Genomic DNA, 19,740 nt, shown 5'->3' with positions numbered 1-19,740 from the left:
AATAGGATCGATGGAGTTTTATGAACAATACATTATTTCATGCGCCGCTGGCGTGCTCTTTGGCGGTAAGAATGGCGGCAGCAGAGGGTGGTGTTCCCTTGGATATTGCCTATCTGAATTTGAAAACCAAGGAACTAGAGGGTGGAGGATCGTTGTTTGATGTAAACCCTCTGGGACAGGTTTCGGTGATTAAGGATTGCAATGGACAAATCATCACGGAAACCTCGACTTGCTTGCAATGGGTTCAACTCAATTCTAAGGATGCGTCATTTTACAGGGAGCCTTCGAGTTCGGAGTTTCTTCAGATATCCCGATGGATCAGCTTTTGTTCGACGGAGCTTCATAAACAGATCTTTCGAGTGGTTTTTTATGATGAGGCGACCGCCGATGTTAAAGAGCGTTTCCTTAATCTGGCGCCGGCTCGACTTGATCTTTTGAACAAACATCTGGCCGATAAAGAGTACCTCGTCGGTAACAGCTTTTCTTCAGCGGATGCGTATTTAACATGGTTTTTTGTTCTTTCTTCCAGCTCCGGTGTGGAAGTCAGTCCTTATGAAAATCTTGTTAACTATCGTGATCGGATGTTTGGCAGGGCCGATATCAAGTCAGTTATATTGGATGATCAACATAAAGATGTTGAGATTGGTCAGAATTTGATGGCGGGCTGACTACCCGCGTTTGGTGCTAAACGGTATGAACACTGACATTGAAGTTCAAGCTGTATAGCACTCAAACTCGAGTTGGGGGCTGCATGACAGTTACGATATTTGGGGGTATTCAGGTATTCTTCGCAAATGTCGGCCGCCCCTAATTCGACTCACACAAAACAATATACCCATCTTCAAGCAGCAGCTTATTCTGTTTTTGAAGTACACCAAATTCTCGGTTGATGCTTTGCCGGCTTACGCCCAGCATACGTCCCATTTCTTCTTGTGATAAGAAAATCGCCAGCTTAATACCGTACTTATGTGGCGTTCCATGTATGTCAGCCAGTCCTTGTAAACGCTTGAGGAGTTTGTGACGCAAATTTCCAATCGCCGCGGATTCCAATAAAGAAAAAGCCATTCTCAATCGTTGGCACTGTTGCTTTAACAAAATCTGGTTGATCTGCGGGTACTGGATGCTTAAGCGATTGTAATCTTCGCCTCGTAGAACGCTGAGTTGTGTATCCACTCTGGCTACGGTTGTTTGTGCCCGAGGTGCCAGTTCAATGACGGCGACCTCACCAAAGCAGTCGCCGGCGGTCATAATATGGTAAAGAATTTCATTTCCTTCGCTGTCGACGTGATTAGCTTGGACCTCACCACTGACAATTTGGTAAATGTTATCTGCAGGGTCATTGAAGTGATACACGGTGCTGCCGGCATTGTAGTGCCTGATGCTCATGCTGGATTGGACCGCCTGCGCGACATTTGGCTCCAACTGGTTTAGCCAATTGAAGCTTATTTGCAATCTATCCATCCTCTTTCCCCTGTCATGGTGCTTTGTTATCAGATGTCACATTTGCGACAGACTGGCGTCTTCGAGATCCTTATTCTACTTACACAATAATAAATCTACCGCTACGAATGATTCAATCTTTCATCATTTAATACCGTGAGTCTTCATCATGCCGAATGTCAAAGAGAATGATCCATCACGAGCTTTTTCAAGCGATGAGTGGAAGGCTAGAGTCGATTTGGCCGCACTCTATCGGCTGGCTGCTCTACAAGACTGGACGGATCTGATTTTCACGCATATTTCTTTGCGTGTACCCGGTGAAAATGCCTTTTTACTCAATCCAATGGGCTTCCTCTTTGAGGAAATTACGCCCGAGAATTTGGTGAAGGTAGATATAAACGGCAATAAATTGCAGGATACTGAGTTCAACATCAATCCCGCCGGTTTTACCATCCATTCCGCTGTCCACAAGGCCCGAGCCGATGCCCATTGTGTTTTTCATTTACACACCGACGATGGTATCGCTGTTGCCAGTCACAAAGACGGGCTTTTGCCATTAAATCAGACAGCCTTAACGGTTCTTTCCGAAATCAGTTATCACGAATATGAAGGTATAGCCTTGGATTTGGCTGAGCGTGAGAGGCTGGTAGAAGACCTTGGAAACAAGCGTCTTATGATTTTGCGAAATCACGGCACTATGGCGGTTGGGGAAAATTGCGGTAGTGCATTTATCGCGATGTATATGTTGGAAAGTGCTTGTACTCTCCAGCAAAAAACTTGTGCCAGCAGTCAGCAGCCATTGACCATCAACGATGAAATTGTCGAGCTGGTGGCGCAGCAGGTATCACAGCAGAACTTGTTTGGTGAAACGGGTAGCCAACTTATCTGGCCAGCTATGTTGCGAAAGGTGAAACGACACTTTGCAGATTGGTGTTGGTCATCATGAAAACAAAGTAATACGCCAATAAAATAGAGGATTTCTATATGCAGCCCCCTCATTGTAATGCAGCAAAATCGTATCAACATTTTACCGCCAAACCGCTTTGCGGAGCCATGGGTGCAGAGCTTGAAGGTTTGGATTTACGCAAACTATGTGACGATTCATTTGTAGAGCTTCAAGACGCTCTGGATCAGCATCAGATGGTTTTTATTAAAAACCAAGATTTGAGTTTCCATGATCAAGAAGCCATTACTTTACTATTTGGTGAGTTTGGGACCGACGCATTCACACAGGGTATTGAAGGTCACCCTAATATTCTGCGAATTGCCAAAGCCGCAGACGAGGAGCTGCCGCTCGTATTCGGTGGTGTATGGCATACCGATTCGGCGTTTTTACAAAGGCCGCCTTCACTAACGCTATTGTATAGCCGGGTTGTACCTCCTTATGGTGGGGATACGTTGTTTGGTAACTGTTACCTTGCCTATGAAGAGCTTTCCGAGAATATGAAGTCGATGCTCGAAGGTTTGTCCGGCGTCTACAGTATGCAAGACTACTTCAATGACAAAGAGTCCAAGATCGATTATCAGGCGATGGATCTTAATGCCTCGGATGATATACGTAACGCGGCAATTCACCCCTTAATACGCACCCATCCTCGTACCGGAAAAAAATCACTTTACGCGAATCCTGGCAGTCTGGTCGGCATTGCGGGCATGAAACCTGAAGAAGCCCAGCCCATTATTGAATATTTATGCGAATTGGTATGTCAGCCTGCATTCAGTGCGCGCTTGTGCTGGGAAGAGAATATGTTCGTCATTTGGGACAACCGTTGCACTGTTCATCTGGCTTTAAATGACTACCGTGGTTTTGCGCGTGAAATGTTACGCACCACCGTGCTCGGGGAAAGGCCTTTTTAATGGTATTTAGCCTGCTTTTCAGCTGAAAAACAGGCTAAATCTGATTGAAGAATTCACTATTCGGGCTTTTTCTTACAAGATTGAATTATGGCCAGAGTCGAGATTGCTCAATCGGTTGATTCGGTGAACAGGTGCTCCTGATAAATGTTGGCCACTCGATTTCTCAACCACTGATGGCCAGCATCCGAGTCCAGGGTTTTAGGCCAGCTTAGATAAACCGGTAAGTCGCTGGTGATGGGTGACTGGATTATTCTGAGGTTGTACTTGGATGCAAATCTGCGGGCAATACTCAGGGGGACTGTCCCCACAAGATCTGTGGATTCCAGAATGAGTGGGTAAGCATGAAGGTTGTGGACTTTAATGCTATACCCCCGTTTCAGATTGTTTTTCCACAGTTCTCGATCAACAACGGTCGTGCCATAGTCACGGGGTAATTTCATGACAATATGTTTCATGTTGGCATATTGTTCATAGTCTATGATTTCTTCGGTAAATGGATGGTCGTTTCTGACGATGCAAACATTTTTTTCCGTGGCGATCTTTTGTGATGATATCTCGTCTTCGCCGGTATCAAAGGGTTCTATCCATAGGCATAAATCGACTTCTCCGAGTAGCATGCTTTTTTTAATGACGCTTGCATGGAAGGGTAGGCTGTCAATTTGAATAGAAGACTGACTCTCCTCCAGTTGTTGCATGAGTTCTGGCAGTATCAATAAATCCCCCGCATCACCCAGCGCAAGGCTGAAATTACGGTGGCTTGTCCCAGCATCGAATTCACTCTCAGTTTCCAGAGCGCCGTTAATAATGTTCAGAGCCCTGTGAACGGGAGTGGCCATGTCCATAGCTTTCTGTGTTGGGCGCACACCATGTCCGGATCGAACGAATAGGGGATCGCCAACAATATGGCGAAGCCGGGAAATGGCCAGGCTGAGCGCGGGTTGGCTCATGCCTATTTTGTCAGCTGCTCGGGACATATTCCTTTCGGCCATTACGGTATCGAATACGGTCAGTAAATTGAGATCAATTCTTCGTAAGTTGGCCATAGCTTACCTTGGTTTCGATATTTACATAGTAAATATATATTATACCGATATAAAATTTTTTATATAAGTCGTCAGTTGTTACAGTTGCGCCAGTGAATTGGGTGGGTGCTGTCAGAGGCTCAACCTTTTAAGCACAAAACTGGAGACGATATGAATAAATACAATAAATGTGCGATATCCGTAGCCGTGGCCGCTGTCAGTATGGGCGCTTCAACGACGACTCTCGCCCAGGCCACCCTTGAGGAAGTGGTTGTTACAGCGACAAAGCGAGCGGTGGGATTACAAGATGTACCTATTGCTATCTCTGTGGTGAGTGGGGAGGCCATCGAGCAGTATGGTCTTACCGAGCTTGATGAGTTATCTGCTCAGATACCCAACGTTCATATAGGTGAATCCGGTGGCAATAATCAGATTTTTATCCGTGGTATTGGTTCTGGAAATAACTCGGGGTTCGAACAGTCCGTTGGTACGTTTATTGATGGGGTGTATTTTGGTCGAGCACGAAATTCCCGTGCGGCGTTTTTGGATCTGGAGCGAATTGAGGTGTTGAAAGGGCCTCAATCAACGTTGTTTGGCAAAAATACCATTGCCGGTGCCATCAATATTACAAGCGCTCAGCCCGAAGACGAATTTTCTGCGTATGTTGAAGGCAGTTATGAAACCGAACTGGACGGACGCGCTCTGACGGCAATGGTGACCGGGCCGATCAGCGAATCGGTGAAGGGCCGGCTGGTTGCAAAAACCTTTGAGCGTGACGGCTGGATGGAGAATCAATTTCCGGGTGCGACGGATGGAACCTCTCAGGACAATGAGGTCATCCGTGCAACATTGGTTTGGGATGCCAGTGATGTTTCCACATTTACTTTGAAAGCTGAATACGGTGAGTGGGGGACGGTGGGTGCCAACTCTACCATCAGTCATGCCGAACCCGGATCTGTTTTTCTTTTTGGCCTGAATGATCCTGATTTCGCCGCAACCATACCGGATGCCTATCGACAGTCGCAAACACCTGGCCGTCCAGGCCGCGAGGTAAAGGACGATACGGAATCTACCATTCTCCAGTTAAGCTGGGATTATGATTTGGGTGAAAGCCAATTGCGATCAATCACTTCCTATACCGAATATGAATTTGAGCGTTGCCTGGATGTTGACTACACCTCCATTGATTTAATTGATCAATGTACCGATGAATCCAATGAGCAGTTCACCCAGGAATTTTTGTTTTCATCGCCACAAGGGGAAGTGTTTGAATATTTGGCGGGTATTTACTATCAGACCGCGACTCTGGACATTGATACTGATATTGGAACGCAATGGTCCAGTGTTCCACCGTTGGAATCAGCTGTGTTTGCAGCCATTGGCAATCCGGCACTTCCTGTCGGAGCCATTGATGGATTGCTCCGGGGAGTAACTGAGCAGAAAACGCGGGCCTGGTCTGCGTTTGCTGAAGTTACCTGGAACATCACGCCTGAGTTTCGAACCATTTTCGGTTTGAGGTATTCAGATGACAAGAAGGAAATTGATAAAGACAATACCGTTTCGTCTTTGACCGGAAGCTCACCACTGAGCAATGCACAATTGAATGGCATTTATACGGCGTTTAGTTTCTTTACAACGTACAGTTATGAATTGGAACGAAGTGAAGATCATGTTACTGGAAACCTGAATTTTCAATGGGACGTCAGCGACGACACCATGGCCTATGTCAATTTCGCTACCGGCTTTAAAGCCGGTGGATTTGACACCTCGAACAATATGGATCGTTCCCGAGAGTTTGAAGATGAAGGGGTTAAGTCTATTGATCTTGGGATGAAGTCAACGTTGTGGGATGGTCGTGCCAGGGTCAACGCTGCGTACTTTGTGAGTGAGTACAGCGATGTGCAAGTCAGCTCCTTTGAGTCGGCCAGCTTTATTGTCGGTAATGCTGCCAAGTCGGAAGTTCAAGGCGTTGAGGTTGATTTTACGGTTGCCGCAACTGAAACCATCGAAGTCAATGGCGCAATTGCTTGGCTAGATGCTGAATATAAGAATTATAAGAATGGCCCCTGTCTCGTCGCAGACTTGTTGTCTGGCGATTGCAGCAATACCAATCCGCAAGACCTTTCCGGAACTACTCTCCAGTTTTCGCCTGAAATCAGTGGTCAATTGGGAATTCAGTATCGTCGCAATCTTACCGAGAGTTTGGGGCTCATCGCCAGCGTTCAAGGCATCTATAGCGATGACTTCCATGTCGCACCAAACGGAGATAGACGTTCAGTTCAGAAGGCGCATACCAAAGTCAATGCGCGATTGTCTCTGGAATCTAATGACGGTCAGTGGTCGCTGGCACTGGTCGGAAAAAACCTGACCGACAAAACCACATTCAACTGGGCAAACGATGCCACTTTGTCAGGGCAGAGGCTGGGTTTTGACAATGCCTATTTCCGACAATATGAAGCGCCAAGAACCTATGAGCTTCAGGCGCGCTACTATTTTGATTAGATGACTTCTGTCACGTTGGTGAGATATTGATGGGGGAATTCTTTCCCCCCCTTTTTAAGTCACTGAATCTGCCAATTATTCAACTCTATCGAATTCACGTTTAAGGACATTGCTATGCTTTCACCCAAATATCTGGTGGGATTGATATTCATGTTCACCTTTACAATAAGTAGCGGTTGCACCAGCAAGTTAGACAAGGCTACAGCAGCAAGCCAAGTTGATGATGAAATTGATCCGGAGATTTACTCCCGAATCGATGACCCTGACGACCCGTATGGATACAAGTATGCTGAGTTTCGTGAGCGACGTGCTCATGATATGGCATCATCAGCAACGCCATCTCCCTTACCTCGATACAAAGCCAGACATCGTTCTTCGAAAATGCCTTGGCTCGGAGTGGATGAGTTATTGCAATTTGATTGGACGCAGTTGAGAGACGCAAACTCTGAAACTGTTGATGCCTTATTGTCGAGCACAAAATTGAAAATTGCTTTTGATCATCCCGATCTCAAGATCAATCAGTTGGCTATCGGCGCCGGCGGACGCCTTCCACTTCATGCGGATGGTGCGCCAGGAATGTTTGTTGTGGTCGGTGGGCGAGGAACGGTTTATGTCGGAAAGCAGGCATCGAAAGTAACGACAGGCTCTACCGTAAAGCTGGAGCCCTATGTTCCGCGAAGTGTTCAAGCTGCCAATGAAGAACCACTGAGAATGGTTTGGGTGCGTTGGGCTCCGGGCGGTGACCAGAGTTACATTGATGCCGGTTATTATCTGACGGGTTCCAATCAGCATATCCAGCCTGCGCAGGCGAATTTTGAACCCGGTTACCTGTTTTGGGGAGAAATCGACAAGGCTTATGGGATCATTAATGATGCTTCTTCAGAACCGTTTGATGGCTCAAAACTCAATGAACTTGAGGCTTTGGCAAAATCGTTTAATGCGCTGGATCCCCTGTATCCCAATGTACCGGTATTCGGGCACGAAAGTGAGATTCAGTGGTTGTCTGCGAAAACACTGAAATCAGGTGGCTTTTTCTTTTCTGACGACCTGGGATCATTGTTGGAAGTAGCGGACAAAATGATAAATATCGCACGGCACAAGGCGATATTCAGGGCCTCACGTCCCGATGGTCGGTGGGATTTTAATTTCTCCCAGTCTGCCTGGGGGGCACGCTCAACCTACGTGGAGCATAGCCATGTTATTCCCGAATTTTATTATGTGTTGAGTGGGCCCGTTGTTTATGGCGTAGATGGAGAACTGTACGAAAGCCTTCCGGGGGATATTCTTTTCAATAACAGCTACTCGCCCCATTTAGCGAGAGGAATTGTTGATGGTCTGGTGTTCAGATCATTTTCTTCAACTTTTGCACCGAATGGAGATCGCAGTGTCTTTGAGCGCCCATTCATACTCCTTGAGCAATTGCCTGAGCAACCCGATTCGGCGCGCCTGCCTGATGATTTCAAGTTCCACGAGTAAATAAAAACAGGAGGGCTATCTTTGGCAATTGCTGGCTTGTTGGATAGCCCAGCCTGAGATGATTTCGATTTCATGAGAAAGGATTAATGATGAAAAGAAGGCATTTTCTGAAGGCGAGTGGAGGCGCCGCCTTACTTGGTATTTCCTCCGGACTGGCAGATGCCGTCGAGACTAAACCGGTTTCACCTTCCAATGTTGACGGTATCGAGTCTGAAGAAAACTGGATGGAAGGCTTTCCTCCCAATCCTGATCAAATCATTCAGTTCAATGATGGCAGTTATGCGAGGTTTCCTCAAATAAGGTGGAGCTTATGCCACATTGAAGAGCTTGTGCCTACACGTTCAGTATGGCGCGGTTCAGAGCCTGTGAGCCAATTGGACACATCCGATAAAGATGTATTCAGCCTGTCAATACACACGCTCGATGGAAGAACAATGCAGCTCGAAGAGGCATTGAAGCATTGCTTCACCGATGGCTTTTTGGTGCTGCATAAGGGAAAGATTGCTTCAGAACGGTATTTTTTGCATTGTACGCCAAACACAAGGCACGTCATTCAATCGGCAAGCAAATCATTTGTGGGAACACTCGCCGAACAGCTCTCGGTCGAGGGTGTTCTGGATAAAAAGCGTGTTGTGTCTCACTATCTCCCGGAACTGAAGCAGGCAGCCTGGAAGGATGCTCGGGTAGTTGATGTGATGGATATGCTTGTCGGGATGCAATTTGATGAAGATTATCGTCGCCCGGATTCGGAAGTGTATCGGTACTTAATGGCTATGGGAATGTTACCCCATCCACCTGGCGTAAAAGCGTTTCGTTCGGTCTACCAATACCTGCCGAATATTCCCAAGGAAGGAAAACATAACAAGGCTTTTGCTTACCGGGAACCGAATATCAGTGTGTTAGGGTGGCTGCTTCGTCGGGTCAGCGGTATGAGCCTGGCGGATTTGGTATCGGAAAGAATTTGGCAGCCTTTGGGCATGGAGCGAGATGCGTATTTCATGGTTGATGGTTGGGGCGCTGAGGGAACGCTTTCGATGACCTTACGAGACTTTGCTCGGTTTGGGAAATTGATACTGAGCCGAGGTCAGCTCAATGGACGACAGATATTCAGCCCGGAAGCCATCGAAAACTGCTTCAAAGGGGGCTGTGTCGACAAGTTCGCGGCTGGAATGAACGGGAAAGTCTCGCCGAGTTTCCAATCCTATAAATCCCAGTGGTGGGTCCGCCACCTCGAAGGGCGAAACGCGCTCCAGGCCCGGGGAGCTTACGGACAATCTTTGTATATCGATCCCCAAGCTGAGATTGTGATTGCCCGATTCGGGTCGGCAAAAACTTCTCCATCAGCGGATTTGGATCACATAGTCACGCCGATGCATGATGCTATTGTTAAGGCACTTTCAGCACCCTGATGCGGCGAGTGCAATGATCCTTCAGGGGTTGCTCATTCATTTCAAGGCTTCTGACAATTGCAGGATCGAATGCCTTATTTCTGCCTCGCTCAAGGCGCCAAACCCAAAACGCAAGTGAGTGGGTGAGCTTTGATGATCAGTGTACAGTGTGCTCAGCGTCGAGTCTTTTCCTGGCAAACTGTTCAGCTTGCGACCACGAACGAGTTTCGAGATGTTTATCCATATCGCCATGCCTCCGGTGGGTAGTGTGAAAGAGATTTTGTCTCCGAAGACTTGTTTGAATTCCGCAGCTGCAAAATCTCGTCGCTTTTCATATTGCTTGCGAATTTTTCGGATATGGCGCCTGACTTCTCCGGATTCCATTAAATCGGAAAGCACAATTTCGGAAACGGTATTCCCTTGTCTATCGATTAAAACAATCTCCTGTGCTGCGCGCTCAATAAATTGGGAATCTGCGGCGATATAGCCAAGCCTTAAGCCCGGCGCGAAAACTTTCGACATTGAGCCGATATGGACGACGTTCTCTGAATTCGGGAGGCTGGCCAGAGGTGGAATCGGGTTTGCTCCGTAGTGAAATTCATGGTCATAGTCATCTTCCAGAACCGCAAACTTGAAGGTTTTTGACAGATCCAGCAAGGCCAATCGTCGATCCATCGGTAAGCAAACGGTGCTGGGATATTGATGATGAGGTGTGACAAAAACGGCGGCAACAGGGTGTTTGGCGAGGATTGATTTCAAGTTGTCGATATCAAGTCCTTGGTGATCAAGTTTGCAACTTAATACCTTAAAGCCATTAGATTCGAAGGCGGCCCGGGCAGGTGGGTAGCACAGCTCTTCCATAACAATGGCACCCTTGCTTGGATCGAGAATTCTCGAGGCGAGGTAAATGCCCATCTGGCTGCCCCGGACAATACAAATTTGTTCTACGGAACAATTCATAAATCGATCACCGGACAGCATTTTCTTGACGGATTGGCGCAGCTCCATGGTACCCCTGGGATCTCCATAGCCGAGCTTGGAGTGACGGCTCAAGTTGATACAAACCCTGCGATAAGTTCGCGCGAGTAATTCATAGGGAATCAATCGCGAGTCGGGAGTACCATCATTGGTTACGGCCGAACTGTTGTCGGAGAATACGGCGTCTTGATACAACATTTCGACCAATACTGATGGTGATCTGGCCTGGTGGGTGCTGCGAATCAGATTTTTGTTGGTGTTTGTTAGCCCCTGTTCGGGCAGGTTTTCGGATACATACGTGCCCGATCTTGGTCGGGTAAGTAGCCATCCTTGATCTTCCAGTTCTTCGTAAACCTGTTGAACCGTTTTTCGATTTACCCCCAATTGCTCCGCGAGGGAGCGTGAGCCTGGAAGCATATCTCCCGGCGCAAGTCGTCCGTCTTTTATATCCCGGGTCAGTGTATTTAACAGCCTCGCATGCAGGGTTTTGCCAGGGCTGTCTTCCAGCCAGAACTGGGTTTCCCAAGGTCTTAACATATCACTCACCTTTTAACTGGACCACTGAAAATGTAAATACTGGATCTTATTTTGGGGCCAGCTTATCGATATCGTACGCGCATTGTCAAAACTGATTTGAAAGGAGAAGTTGCATGAAAACAGCGGATAAAACCAAACAGGAGCTGATGCAGAGCGCTGAAAACGATATGCAGGCGCTGATTAAAGATATTGGTCTGACGGACAGGGAAAAGCTGGCGCTCACTTGCCGCATTCTGTTTGACAAGGGCCACGATGCGGGCTTGGCAGGGCAGATTACCTGCCGAGCCGATACCGACGATACGTTTTTGACTCAACGATTTGGTTTGGGCTTTGACGAAATTTCAGCGGAAAACCTGATCGTGGTGGATCAAGATCTCAAGCCCCTGAACGGCGAAGGCATGCCTAATCCAGCCAACCGTTTTCACACCTGGATTTATAAAGAGCACCCGGAAGTGAATTGCATTATTCACACACATCCAACCTATGTTGCGGCGCTGTCGATGTTGGAAGTGCCACTGGTGATTTCCCATATGGATACCAGTGGTTTATACGACGATTGTTCATTTGTTGCGGATTGGCCGGGTGTTCCTGTTGGAAATGAAGAGGGCGTTTTAATTTCCAAAGCCCTCGGGGATAACCGGGCCGTGTTCCTGGCTCATCACGGCCAGCTTGTCACGGGAAGAAATATTGAAGAGGCCTGCAACCTTGCGGTGTTGATTGAACGCGCTGCAAAGCTGCAGCTATTGGCGATGTCCGGTGGGGAGATTCAGCCTTTGCCGCCCGCGTTGGCGAAAGAAGCCCATGACTGGACCTCCACGGACAAACGAAACAAAGTCAATTTTGCCTACTACGCAAGGCAAGCACTGAAAAACCATTCTGATTGTATATAAGGGGAGCGTTTATGAATTTATCAGGAATTATTGCTTATCCCGTGACGCCGTTTAGTCACGATAACAAGCATGTTGATCTGGAAAAGCTGGGTGAAGTGATTGATGTTTTACTCGATGCAAAAGTGGATGCGATCGCCGCTCTGGGCAGTGCGGGTGAAGCCGCGTATCTGAGCGAGTCTGAATGGAAGCAGGTTGCCGACTTCACTGTCAAGCATGTGGGTGGAAGAGTCCCGGTAGTTATCGGTGTTGCCGAACTCACCACAGAGCAGGCGGTTATCTGTGCTGAACACGCTTTCGATATCGGGGCTGACATGATTATGTTGTCGCCATTTTCCTATTACAAATTGAGTGAAGATGAAGTCTTCTCCCACTATGAAAGTGTCTCGAATGCAAGCTCTCTGCCGATCATGATTTACAACAACCCTGCGACCTGTGGTGTGGATATGTCGCCTGAGTTTATGTTGAAGATGGTCAGTGACATCAAGAACGCCACCATGATTAAAGAGAGTACGGGCGATATACAGAGGATGCACAAAATCCATAAATTATCGAATGGTAAGGTCCCGTTTTTTAATGGCTGTAACCACATGGCTCTGGAAGCGCTTAATGCCGGTGCAAGTGGGTGGTGTACTGCCGCACCCTGTTTAATTGGAGAGAGACCCAAGCAACTTTTTGAGGCAGTAAAGCAAGGCGAAAGTGAAAAGGCACGAGAATTGTTTTATCAGCAATACGAGTTTCTTGAGTTCATTGTGACGTCCGGTTTGGCGGCTTCAGTGAAGTCAGGGATGGCCATTCAGGGCAATGATGTTGGTGAACCTCGAAAACCATTATTGCCTCTGGATTATTCTGCGAAACAACGTATGACAGACATGTTGGCTGATCTGAGTTGGTGATACCCATTGGGAAAGGCTTGCAGAACGTGAAGCCTTTCCCGGTTTGACAGGTGTTTATTTCATGTGTGATTCGGAAAATTCAAACGCGATTGTTCGCTTTCTTAAAAATGCCGGCTCACATGGTCTCCATGGCGTAGAGCTCAAACGTCTATCGGCTTTGCCCGAAGCCGTGTTTGACCATGAGTCCAAATACCTTTGGGACCAAGGACAATTAAGCGGTATTCCCGAAGAAAACTGTTGTGGCAGGGGTTGCCGGTTCATGTGCGTATCTTATATGGAAGAAGAACGAGTCTGGCGTTTGATGGGGGAAGGTTGACCCCGGATCAATCCTGTCACTTCGAGAGCCGTGAGCATGATACAGGGGTGGATTAAAATTTATGTATGAAGTGCAAGTTGATATTTTTTCGAGACAGGCAAGCAAGAAAGCTCGTCTATTGGAGCAGCGGCCGTCAAGGGTCTGGCTGGGAGGAATACTGGCGGGCGCCTATGTTGGTATCGGTATCATCCTTATTTTGGTGCTGGGAACGGAGGCGAGCCCTGAATCCAGAAAATTGGTTATGGGAGCGACATTCGCCATTGCACTTACGCTGGTGATTTTTGCGGGCGCCGACTTGTTTACGGGCTACACCATGTACACAACATTTGGTGTACTCAACAATCGAATGACGCTGTCGCAAGCCATTTATATTGCCGTTGTTGTTTGGTTGGCTAATCTGACCGGTGCAGTACTGCTTGCCGGCATGTATAAACTGGGTGGTGGGCTCTTGACCGAAAACGCCGATACGGCTTTGCAAACGATCGCCTATAAAAAAATGAATGCTACAGCGGTTCAGCTGTTTTTCAACGGCATCTTGTGTAATTGGTTGGTGTGTTTGGCCATATGGATGGCTGCGCGAATGAACAGCGACGCTGCAAAGTGTATTGCCATTTTCTGGTGCCTGTTCGCGTTTATTGCCAGCGGTTATGAACACAGTGTTGCCAATATGACCGTCTTTTCCCTGGCATTGTTGGGGCCAGAGATTGAAGGCATCAGCATTCAGGGCGCAGGCTTTAATTTGTTGTGGGTGACATTGGGCAATGTCGTTAGCGGGGTATTTTTTGTTGGATTGAGTTATTGGTATCTTTCCCGGCCGCTGGATGTTGCCGAATGTGTGAGCGTGGATGCGGACACCGAAACAACGACGAAGGCGCGCTGATGAGGCCAGACAGATGCTATTCAAACATTCGCTTTAAGTTGCCTGCCAGCCACGTCAATGCGGGGCCCATCGCCTGGTTTTTCTGCATGGCCATATCCACAGGGGGCGCCCAGGGTTTGTCATCCAGTCTCATGGGCAGTTTATGCAATCTCCCTTCGGTAATATGTTCCTCCACGAGGTGGGTGGGAAGATAAGCCCAACCAATGCCCTGGATAATCAATTCAATCAAACAATGGACGCTGTTCGATGACCAACTCATGGATGAAATGGCGGCGTCGTGATCCAGGCCTTGGTTGTTTGCTCCGCGTATAACCATTTGCGGGTGGCTGGCAACATGTGACAGTTCGACCGTTTCGAGTGTACTCAGGGCATGACTGGATGAGCAGACGGCAATCAATTGCAGGTTGCCGATAAACGTCAAATCCACTTCACGCTTGAAGGACATGTCTGAAAACATCAATCCGAGATCAACACGCCCGCTCTCAACCATGGGAATGATTTCAGGGCTGGCGGCTGCGATCAGCTCAATTCCTGTAGCGGGAAATCGACGTTGAAATTCAAACAGGATTTGACTGAGCGCGGTTTTCTGAAGCGCATGCTCTATGGCAAGGCTGATGCTTGTCTCTTCCTGTTTACCTATGGCCCGGGCTGCGGTATTCAGTTCTTCCATTTGTTGCAACACCACTCGGGCATAGGCAAGCAAACGCTTACCCTCCGGGGTGAGGGTGGGTTTTCGCGTAGAGCGATCGAACAAGCTTGTGCCCAAATCGATCTCCAGATTGGCGATCCCCTGGCTGACGGCCGATTGTGCTTTGCCCAACTTACGTGCGCATGCGGAGAAGGAGCCCAGATCCGCCGCCTCGATAAACATTCTTAGTTGTTCGGGGTTATACATATCAGCAAATCCGATGGTTATTAACTTTGATCAATCTTATTTTTAGATAGTATGAATATCAAGCCAAACGGAGGTTTCCCAAACATGAAACAGCTACAACCTGATCTTTGGCAAAGTACCCGTTACAGCTCCGGCATGTTGAACAGCTACGCTTATTTATTGCTTCGTCCAGCGGGAAATGTTCTGTTTTACAACAGCGGTAATGAGAGTGACCTTCGTCAGATGGATGCTTTGGGGGGTGCACAACTGCAACTGTTGACCCACCGTGATGAAGCGACGCCGTCGCTTGCTCGAATTAAGGACCGCTTTGGCTTGACGCTTGCGAGTAGCGCACTTGAAGCCCCATATCTGGAAAAGTACACGCCTGTGGATTTGGTTTTGGAGCCAGGTACGACTCAACTGCAAGATATTCATGTTATAGAAACCCCGGGCCATACCGATGGCAGTTTGTGTTTTTTCTATGAATCCCCCCATGGAAAGTCCTACTTGTTCACGGGTGACACAATTTTTCTGTGGGATGGGGACTGGTCGACGTTTGTCATGCCGAAGGCGGGTGGCAGTGCATCGGCGCTCGTTGGCAGTTTAAAAGAACTTGGCCGGATTCAACCGGATCTGGTGATGAGCAGCGGCTTTGTCGGTGATGTTGGCTTATTAGACCTTACGCCGGCTGAATGGAATCAGGCGATTGAACACAATATTCAAAAACTGGAACGCCTCACCTGATTCCGATGCGCGACTCCAATACAAATGACATGAGGAAAAGACTATGCTACAAGAGAAACCTGCGTATCTGGTTGCCAGTTCATTTATGACCGAAGGCCACGGTTCACTGGAAGCTTATGGTGAAGCGGCTCATCCCTTAATGGAAAAGTTCGGTGCTGAAATTCTGATTGCGGGTTCGGCGGATCAATTTATGGATCATTTTGAAGGCCGTTGGAACGATGGTGCCCGATTTACACTGTTTAAATTTCCTTCCATGGAAGCCTTGCAGAGCTTCTGGCATTCCCCGGAATATCAGGCAATTAAACACCTTCGGACCGATGCCATTCCTCCCAACTTTACCTTTGCTGTAGAGGGCTTCGACCCTGAGGACTGGAGCGAGTAGCCCATTCGCTTCAAACCACGATTTTCAGGAAATCTGGCATGAAGGCCTCGCTTTAATTAGAATCGATATCCAGTGACCGTTTGTTTATTCACATCGTCCAGTTCCTATGGAAATAGCAATCGGCAATTCGAAAAATAAAGCAGGAAAGAGGCCTTTATGAACCCACTTGGCTGGAAACGTTTACTCACTGGCAGTTTTTTACTCGCTTCGCTACTGCAGGCCGGTCTAAGCCATGCTGAGCTGACGACGATCGAAAAGAACATCGTCCAGCGGGCAAACCAGCAATTGCCCCAGGCGCTGGAAGAATTGAAAACCGCCGTCAATATCAACAGTGGCACAATGAATTTTACCGGGGTTGAAAAAGTAGGGCGTTTGTATCAACAGCAGTTTGATGAATTGGGTTTCAAGACGGAATGGATTTCCGGCAAGGACTTTAATCGTGCGGGGCATTTGCAGGCCAGCTACGGCGAACGCGGTCCGAAGATTTTAATGATCGGGCATCTGGATACGGTATTTACCAAAGATGACAGCTTTCAGGCCTATCGTGATCTGGGCGATGGCAAAGTTGCCGGCCCCGGCATCACGGATATGAAGGGCGGTAACACCATTGTGGTGGCCGCATTACGGGCGCTCAAGGCTGAAGGGTTGTTGAAGGACTTGCAGGTCCGGGTTTTGTTTACCGGTGATGAGGAAAGCAGCGGTAGACCATTGTCCTTATCCAAAAAAGCCATTATTGATGGTGCCAAATGGGCCGATATTGCTCTGGGCTTTGAAGACGGCGACAGCAGCATTAAAACAGCGGTCATTGCTCGCCGTGGTTCCATCGGCTGGCGCCTGGAAGTCAGTGGACGACCGGCGCATTCCTCCCAGGTTTTTACTGATGAAGTCGGGTATGGTGCAGCTTATGAGGTGGCGAGAATTCTAAATGACTTCCGCCAGCAAATTGATGGCCTGGGTGCTGCTACGGTCAACCCCGGTTTGTTGGTGGCCGGGAATGAGGCGCTCAAGCTGGATGTGAGCAATGCGGCGGCGATGGCGGGTAAGAGTAATATTGTGGCGCAAACCGCGATGGTGAAAGGGGATTTGCGTACCTTAAGCCCGAAAGAGCTGGCCCAGGCACAAGCTACCATGAAAAAGATTGTGCAGAAAAACCTCAAGCACACGTCGGCTACATTGACTTTCGCCGAAGGTTACCCACCTATGCCTCCTACGGATGCAAACCGAAAGTTGTTAACGCAATACAGCCAGATCAGTGAAGATCTGAACTACGGTCCTGTTGCTCCGGTTAATCCGCGTAAAGCGGGTGCCGCGGACATTTCTTTTGCGGCGGATCATGTGGATATGGCGCTGGATGGTTTGGGCTTAATGGGCTCGGGCGGTCACACCCGTGATGAAGTGGCAGACATGGACAGTTTTACAAAGAACATTCATAAGGCAGCGATTTTAATGCATCGTCTGGCTAAGCAATACAAACACTGAGAGGCTTGAAACGTCGAATCAGCCTAAGCCCATGAGCGATACGCAAGCCAGTTATCTCCACATTCCCACTATACCATCGGGTTTCGTGAAGCATTTGGCTGAGCCTCTAATCGAGGCGAAAACGTTCCCTCCATCGTTAACGGGACGTTATCATGAATTATTGAGTAACAGTAAAGTGACGGTGGCTCAGTACACTGAGTTTACTGAGCGACTGTGTGAAAGCCTGGAAGATGAATGGCTGGGTTTGCTCGATAAACCTGTGCCGCTGGGGAGCCATGTCGCGCTGCTTCATTTGTTATTCCCCAGTCCGGATCTGGATACAGCGCTGCATAATCTGAATCGCTTTTACAGTTTGTTTTTGGGTGACGATGCTGAATTGTTTGACCTGAGTGAGTGGGCCAGTCAGCAAAAAGTGATCATTAATAAGCACCATTCTGCGGTTCATTTGCAGATTGCGGCATTGATGAGAGTACTGAAATTATTGTCCTGGTTGTGCCAGGAGCAATTACCTCTTACCCGACTTGCCTTCAGTTTTGAGGCGATGCCTTTTGACAATGAATTCGCCTATTTATTTGGTGCTTGGCCAAGCTACCACAACCCCCAGGCGTATATTCAATTCCATGCCGACGTGCATTCAAAAGCGGTTGCTCCAGCGATAAGTGCGGAGCAGTATGCGAACGATACCCATGTTTACTCCCTGTTGTGGAGGAGTGAAGGGGATCTTGAGAAGAAAGTCTATGGCGATATTGCCAAGCATTTGGCTGGCGGACAATTTTCGGCGGCGGAGGTCGCCGAACGGCTTCATGTATCGAGACACACTTTGGGGCGGCGTTTAAAGGAACAGCACAGCAGTTATTCCGATATTCTTTCTCGGGTAAGGAAGGACAAGGCCCTGCATTATTTGCACAGTGGCACTGCCCCTGGAAAGAGCATTGAACAGTTGGCCGAAACCTTAGGCTATGTAGAAATGGCGTCCTTCAGTCGGGCCTTTAAACAATGGTTTGCCTGCTCACCAACTCAGTACTGGCAGCGACATATCGCCGGCCTGCAAAAAAATGACAAATAACTGCAGCGATCCGCTCTTCAAGCCCAAGCTTCTCCATTCTATATTAGCGCCATAATCTGTTATTAGCCCGGAGCAAGTCATGAGTGACGATCGCAGCCTCAATGCCTATCACGCCCTTGAAACCGCCAGTAAATATAAAAAGACTCAATCCAATGCAAGCGATCAGGTCGATCCGGAGGTGTTTCAGCAATATCTAAGCAAAGTGCTTGAAGAGGGTTATGTGGTCATTCCCGATTTATTAAGTCAGGAGGAGATTGATCAAATTCGTCATGAAGTGGAACCGATGTTGAGCCACAGGGGGCGGAATTTTTTCGAGGGCGAATTGACCCAGAGAATTTACTCGGTGATGGCGAAGACCTTTGCTTTGAACCCCATGGTTGAGCACCCGATGATTCTGGCTTTACTTGATGCAGTGCTGATGCCCAGCTATCTCCTGTCACAGTTACAGGTGATCAACATCTTGCCGGGTGAAAAGCAGCAACCCCTTCACGCCGATGATGGGTATGTGCAGATTCCCCGTCCCCGAAGGTTTGTCAGTGCTGCCACGGTGTGGGCGATTGATGATTTTACTGAAGAGAATGGGGGGACAGCGGTTATTCCCGGTTCCCATCATTGGGGGGATAAGCAACCGGATGAAGAGGATAAAAAACGCCAGATAAATTGTGAAATGAAAGCCGGTTCCGCTGTCTTTTTCCTGGGTACCTTATGGCACGGAGGTGGGGCGAATGTTTCTGAGAAGCCTCGTTTAGCTGCAACGGCACAATACTGCGAAGGCTTTATTCGACCCCAGGAAAACTTCAGCTTGTCTGTGCCCCTTGAGCGTGCGGCGCAATGTTCGGAAGATATTAAACGTATGCTGGGCTATTCGATTTTCGGCCCGTTTATGGGGATGGTGGATGGTAAGCATCCCAAGCGTTTGCTGGAGCCGTATTTGGAAAAAGATCCCACATAAGTCACCAGTTCTGAAAAACAAAAAACGCGGCCTACAGGCCGCGTTTTTTGTTTGTGCTTTGGGT

General features: G+C 48.2%; 19 protein-coding genes. 15 read left to right on the top strand and 4 right to left on the bottom strand.

From position 1 onward, the window contains the following. Positions 1 to 20: 20 nt before the first annotated feature. Positions 21 to 668 (top strand): glutathione S-transferase family protein, encoded by a 648-nt coding sequence (locus tag G8768_RS13835; RefSeq protein ID WP_166845749.1) that lies wholly within the window; start codon positions 21 to 23, stop codon positions 666 to 668. Between the two features lie 139 nt (positions 669 to 807). Here G8768_RS13835 and G8768_RS13830 read toward each other — a convergent pair whose 3' ends face one another. After that, positions 808 to 1,461: a Crp/Fnr family transcriptional regulator gene (locus G8768_RS13830; protein ID WP_166845750.1), complete on the bottom strand. Its 654-nt coding sequence runs from the start codon at positions 1,459 to 1,461 to the stop codon at positions 808 to 810. A 148-nt stretch (positions 1,462 to 1,609) separates the two neighbouring features. Between G8768_RS13830 and G8768_RS13825 the strand changes: the two genes are divergently transcribed. Together G8768_RS13825 and G8768_RS13820 are read left to right on the top strand one after the other, a co-directional pair. Further along, the gene (locus G8768_RS13825) at positions 1,610 to 2,386 is read left to right on the top strand and encodes a class II aldolase/adducin family protein (RefSeq protein WP_166845752.1); all 777 of its coding nucleotides are present in this window, start codon (positions 1,610 to 1,612) and stop codon (positions 2,384 to 2,386) included. A 38-nt stretch (positions 2,387 to 2,424) separates the two neighbouring features. Then, positions 2,425 to 3,297 (top strand): TauD/TfdA dioxygenase family protein, encoded by an 873-nt coding sequence (locus G8768_RS13820; RefSeq protein ID WP_166845754.1) that lies wholly within the window; start codon positions 2,425 to 2,427, stop codon positions 3,295 to 3,297. Between the two features lie 107 nt (positions 3,298 to 3,404). Here the strand turns inward: G8768_RS13820 and G8768_RS13815 are convergent, their stop codons facing one another. Then, positions 3,405 to 4,340 carry a LysR family transcriptional regulator gene (locus G8768_RS13815; RefSeq protein ID WP_166845755.1) on the bottom strand — a complete coding sequence of 312 codons (936 nt, stop codon included), beginning with the start codon at positions 4,338 to 4,340 and terminating at the stop codon, positions 3,405 to 3,407. A gap of 150 nt (positions 4,341 to 4,490) precedes the next feature. Between G8768_RS13815 and G8768_RS13810 the strand changes: the two genes are divergently transcribed. From G8768_RS13810 to G8768_RS13800, 3 genes are all read left to right on the top strand, one after another. Then, positions 4,491 to 6,821, top strand: coding sequence for a TonB-dependent receptor (locus G8768_RS13810; protein WP_166845757.1), 2,331 nt, complete (start codon positions 4,491 to 4,493; stop codon positions 6,819 to 6,821). 114 nt (positions 6,822 to 6,935) lie between these two features. Then, the gene (locus G8768_RS13805; protein WP_166845759.1) at positions 6,936 to 8,297 is read left to right on the top strand and encodes a cupin domain-containing protein; all 1,362 of its coding nucleotides are present in this window, start codon (positions 6,936 to 6,938) and stop codon (positions 8,295 to 8,297) included. 86 nt (positions 8,298 to 8,383) lie between these two features. Then, positions 8,384 to 9,706, top strand: a complete 1,323-nt coding sequence (locus tag G8768_RS13800; RefSeq protein WP_167202775.1) for a serine hydrolase domain-containing protein — start codon at positions 8,384 to 8,386, stop codon at positions 9,704 to 9,706. A 36-nt stretch (positions 9,707 to 9,742) separates the two neighbouring features. On the opposite strand, the gene pdxR is transcribed toward G8768_RS13800, so the two are convergent. After that, positions 9,743 to 11,200: a MocR-like pyridoxine biosynthesis transcription factor PdxR gene (gene pdxR / locus G8768_RS13795; RefSeq protein WP_166845763.1), complete on the bottom strand. Its 1,458-nt coding sequence runs from the start codon at positions 11,198 to 11,200 to the stop codon at positions 9,743 to 9,745. 113 nt (positions 11,201 to 11,313) lie between these two features. On the opposite strand from pdxR, the gene G8768_RS13790 reads away from it, so the two are divergent. The 4 genes from G8768_RS13790 (at position 11,314) to G8768_RS13775 (ending at position 14,179) form a co-directional block, all read left to right on the top strand. Next, on the top strand, positions 11,314 to 12,090 hold the full coding sequence (locus G8768_RS13790; RefSeq protein WP_166845765.1) for an aldolase: 777 nt from the start codon (positions 11,314 to 11,316) through the stop codon (positions 12,088 to 12,090). A gap of 11 nt (positions 12,091 to 12,101) precedes the next feature. Next, positions 12,102 to 12,983 (top strand): dihydrodipicolinate synthase family protein, encoded by an 882-nt coding sequence (locus G8768_RS13785; protein WP_166845767.1) that lies wholly within the window; start codon positions 12,102 to 12,104, stop codon positions 12,981 to 12,983. A gap of 61 nt (positions 12,984 to 13,044) precedes the next feature. Then, the gene (locus tag G8768_RS13780) at positions 13,045 to 13,299 is read left to right on the top strand and encodes a hypothetical protein (protein ID WP_166845769.1); all 255 of its coding nucleotides are present in this window, start codon (positions 13,045 to 13,047) and stop codon (positions 13,297 to 13,299) included. A gap of 61 nt (positions 13,300 to 13,360) precedes the next feature. Further along, positions 13,361 to 14,179, top strand: coding sequence for a formate/nitrite transporter family protein (locus G8768_RS13775; protein WP_166845771.1), 819 nt, complete (start codon positions 13,361 to 13,363; stop codon positions 14,177 to 14,179). A gap of 16 nt (positions 14,180 to 14,195) precedes the next feature. Here G8768_RS13775 and G8768_RS13770 read toward each other — a convergent pair whose 3' ends face one another. Further along, positions 14,196 to 15,074 (bottom strand): LysR family transcriptional regulator, encoded by an 879-nt coding sequence (locus G8768_RS13770; RefSeq protein ID WP_166845773.1) that lies wholly within the window; start codon positions 15,072 to 15,074, stop codon positions 14,196 to 14,198. A gap of 84 nt (positions 15,075 to 15,158) precedes the next feature. Here G8768_RS13770 and G8768_RS13765 point away from each other — a divergent pair, with 84 nt between their 5' ends. From G8768_RS13765 to G8768_RS13745, 5 genes are all read left to right on the top strand, one after another. Further along, on the top strand, positions 15,159 to 15,797 hold the full coding sequence (locus G8768_RS13765) for an MBL fold metallo-hydrolase (RefSeq protein ID WP_166845776.1): 639 nt from the start codon (positions 15,159 to 15,161) through the stop codon (positions 15,795 to 15,797). A gap of 43 nt (positions 15,798 to 15,840) precedes the next feature. Next, complete coding sequence (locus G8768_RS13760) at positions 15,841 to 16,179, top strand: DUF1330 domain-containing protein (RefSeq protein WP_166845778.1); 339 nt, start codon at positions 15,841 to 15,843, stop codon at positions 16,177 to 16,179. 156 nt (positions 16,180 to 16,335) lie between these two features. Then, positions 16,336 to 17,658 (top strand): M20/M25/M40 family metallo-hydrolase, encoded by a 1,323-nt coding sequence (locus tag G8768_RS13755; protein WP_166845780.1) that lies wholly within the window; start codon positions 16,336 to 16,338, stop codon positions 17,656 to 17,658. A gap of 31 nt (positions 17,659 to 17,689) precedes the next feature. After that, positions 17,690 to 18,724, top strand: coding sequence for an AraC family transcriptional regulator (locus G8768_RS13750; RefSeq protein WP_166845782.1), 1,035 nt, complete (start codon positions 17,690 to 17,692; stop codon positions 18,722 to 18,724). Positions 18,725 to 18,803: 79 nt separating this feature from the next. Beyond that, positions 18,804 to 19,676, top strand: coding sequence for a phytanoyl-CoA dioxygenase family protein (locus G8768_RS13745; RefSeq protein ID WP_166845784.1), 873 nt, complete (start codon positions 18,804 to 18,806; stop codon positions 19,674 to 19,676). Positions 19,677 to 19,740: the final 64 nt, after the last annotated feature.

The organism is Pseudoteredinibacter isoporae, from assembly GCF_011602085.1.
In the GTDB taxonomy this organism is placed as follows: domain Bacteria; phylum Pseudomonadota; class Gammaproteobacteria; order Pseudomonadales; family Cellvibrionaceae; genus Pseudoteredinibacter; species Pseudoteredinibacter isoporae.
The sequence above is the reverse complement of the archived record's forward strand: the minus strand, read 5'-3'. Positions and strand labels throughout refer to the sequence as shown.